This is a genomic window from Mycobacterium sp. IDUB_17, assembly GCF_055419465.1.
The window spans coordinates 2,513-5,234 of record NZ_JBVAXS010000014.1; the positions used below are offsets into that span (position 1 = coordinate 2,513).

2 rRNA genes (1 of these 2 only partly in view) are annotated in these 2,722 nt (G+C 55.3%); both read left to right on the top strand.

The features are described from left to right. A 23S ribosomal RNA gene (locus tag ACZYZ7_RS31765) occupies positions 1-2,486 on the top strand (it extends 427 nt beyond the left edge of the window). Positions 2,487-2,638: 152 nt separating this feature from the next. Next, positions 2,639-2,722: ribosomal RNA gene (gene rrf, locus ACZYZ7_RS31770) — 5S ribosomal RNA — on the top strand; the annotation flags it as partial.

Sequence of the window (2,722 nt, forward strand, 5' to 3'; positions counted from 1 at the left end):
TGGTGGGGTGATGGCGTGCCTTTTGAAGAATGAGCCTGCGAGTCAGGGACATGTCGCGAGGTTAACCCGTGTGGGGTAGCCGCAGCGAAAGCGAGTCTGAATAGGGCGTATCCAATCCGTAGGGGTTGGTGTAGTGGTGTGTTCTGGACCCGAAGCGGAGTGATCTACCCATGGCCAGGGTGAAGCGCGGGTAAGACCGCGTGGAGGCCCGAACCCACTTAGGTTGAAGACTGAGGGGATGAGCTGTGGGTAGGGGTGAAAGGCCAATCAAACTCCGTGATAGCTGGTTCTCCCCGAAATGCATTTAGGTGCAGCGTCACATGTTTCTTGTTGGAGGTAGAGCTACTGGATGGCCGATGGGCCCCACAGGGTTACTGACGTCAGCCAAACTCCGAATGCCGACAAGTCCAAGAATGTGGCAGTGAGACGGCGGGGGATAAGCTCCGTGCGTCGAGAGGGAAACAGCCCAGATCGCCGGCTAAGGCCCCTAAGCGTGTACTAAGTGGAAAAGGATGTGCAGTCGCGAAGACAACCAGGAGGTTGGCTTAGAAGCAGCCACCCTTGAAAGAGTGCGTAATAGCTCACTGGTCAAGTGATTGTGCGCCGATAATGTAGCGGGGCTCAAGTACACCGCCGAAGCCGCGGCAACGTATTTATACGTTGGGTAGGGGAGCGTCCTGCATCCGGTGAAGCAGCAGAGTGATCTAGCTGTGGAGGGTGTGGGAGTGAGAATGCAGGCATGAGTAGCGAATAGGCAAGTGAGAACCTTGCCCGCCGAAAGACCAAGGGTTCCTGGGCCAGGCCAGTCCTCCCAGGGTGAGTCGGGACCTAAGGCGAGGCCGACAGGCGTAGTCGATGGACAACGGGTTGATATTCCCGTACCCGTGTATGTGCGTCCATGATGAATCCATTGTGCTAACCATCCAAAACCGTCGTGACCGATCCCTTCGGGGTGAGGCGTTGACGGGGCTGCGTGGGACCCCGGTGGGTAGTAGTCAAGCGATGGGGTGACGCAGGAAGGTAGCCGTACCAGTCAGTGGTTGTACTGGGGTAAGCCGGTAGGGAGAAACGTAGGCAAATCCGCGTTTCATTAATCCTGAGAGGTGATGCATAGCCGTTTGAGGCGAATTCGGTGATCCTATGCTGCCAAGAAAAGCCTCTAGCGAGGACATACACGGCCCGTACCCCAAACCAACACAGGTGGTCAGGTAGAGAATACTAAGGCGTACGAGTGAACTATGGTTAAGGAACTCGGCAAAATGCCCCCGTAACTTCGGGAGAAGGGGGACCCACATGGCGTGACGGATCTTTACGGTCTTGAGCGTGAGTGGGTGGCACAAACCAGTGAGAAGCGACTGTTTACTAAAAACACAGGTCCGTGCGAAGTCGCAAGACGATGTATACGGACTGACGCCTGCCCGGTGCTGGAAGGTTAAGAGGACCTGTTAACCCTTCGGGGTGAAGCAGAGAATTTAAGCCCCAGTAAACGGCGGTGGTAACTATAACCATCCTAAGGTAGCGAAATTCCTTGTCGGGTAAGTTCCGACCTGCACGAATGGCGTAACGACTTCTCAACTGTCTCAACCATAGACTCGGCGAAATTGCACTACGAGTAAAGATGCTCGTTACGCGCGGCAGGACGAAAAGACCCCGGGACCTTCACTACAACTTGGTATTGGTGCTCGATACGGTTTGTGTAGGATAGGTGGGAGACTGTGAAATTCACACGCCAGTGTGGGTGGAGTCGTTGTTGAAATACCACTCTGATCGTATTGGGCCTCTAACCTCGGACCGTATATCCGGTTCAGGGACAGTGCCTGGTGGGTAGTTTAACTGGGGCGGTTGCCTCCCAAAATGTAACGGAGGCGCCCAAAGGTTCCCTCAACCTGGACGGCAATCAGGTGTTGAGTGTAAGTGCACAAGGGAGCTTGACTGCGAGACATACATGTCGAGCAGGGACGAAAGTCGGGACTAGTGATCCGGCACCTCTGAGTGGAAGGGGTGTCGCTCAACGGATAAAAGGTACCCCGGGGATAACAGGCTGATCTTCCCCAAGAGTCCATATCGACGGGATGGTTTGGCACCTCGATGTCGGCTCGTCGCATCCTGGGGCTGGAGCAGGTCCCAAGGGTTGGGCTGTTCGCCCATTAAAGCGGCACGCGAGCTGGGTTTAGAACGTCGTGAGACAGTTCGGTCTCTATCCGCCGCGCGCGTCAGAAGCTTGAGGAAATCTGTCCCTAGTACGAGAGGACCGGGACGGACGAACCTCTGGTATACCAGTTGTTCCACCAGGAGCACCGCTGGATAGCCACGTTCGGACAGGATAACCGCTGAAAGCATCTAAGCGGGAAACCCCCTCCAAGACCAGGCTTCTCACCCTTTTAGAGGGATAAGGCCCCCCGCAGACCACGGGATTGATAGACCAGACCTGGAAGCCTAGTAATAGGTGTAGGGAACTGGCACTAACCGGCCGAAAACTTACAACAACCAACAAACACCAAATGTTTGATGAGTTTCAGTAAGACGCACATCTGCTACGCAACCACACCACAAACACACACGACACTTGTGTCGGGCGTGCTACACGCACCCCACCACCAAAACACAAGATGTACACTCAACAACGAGTGAATAGAGTTACGGCGGTCCATAGCGGCAGGGAAACGCCCGGTCCCATCCCGAACCCGGAAGCTAAGCCTGCCAGCGCCGATGATACTACCCT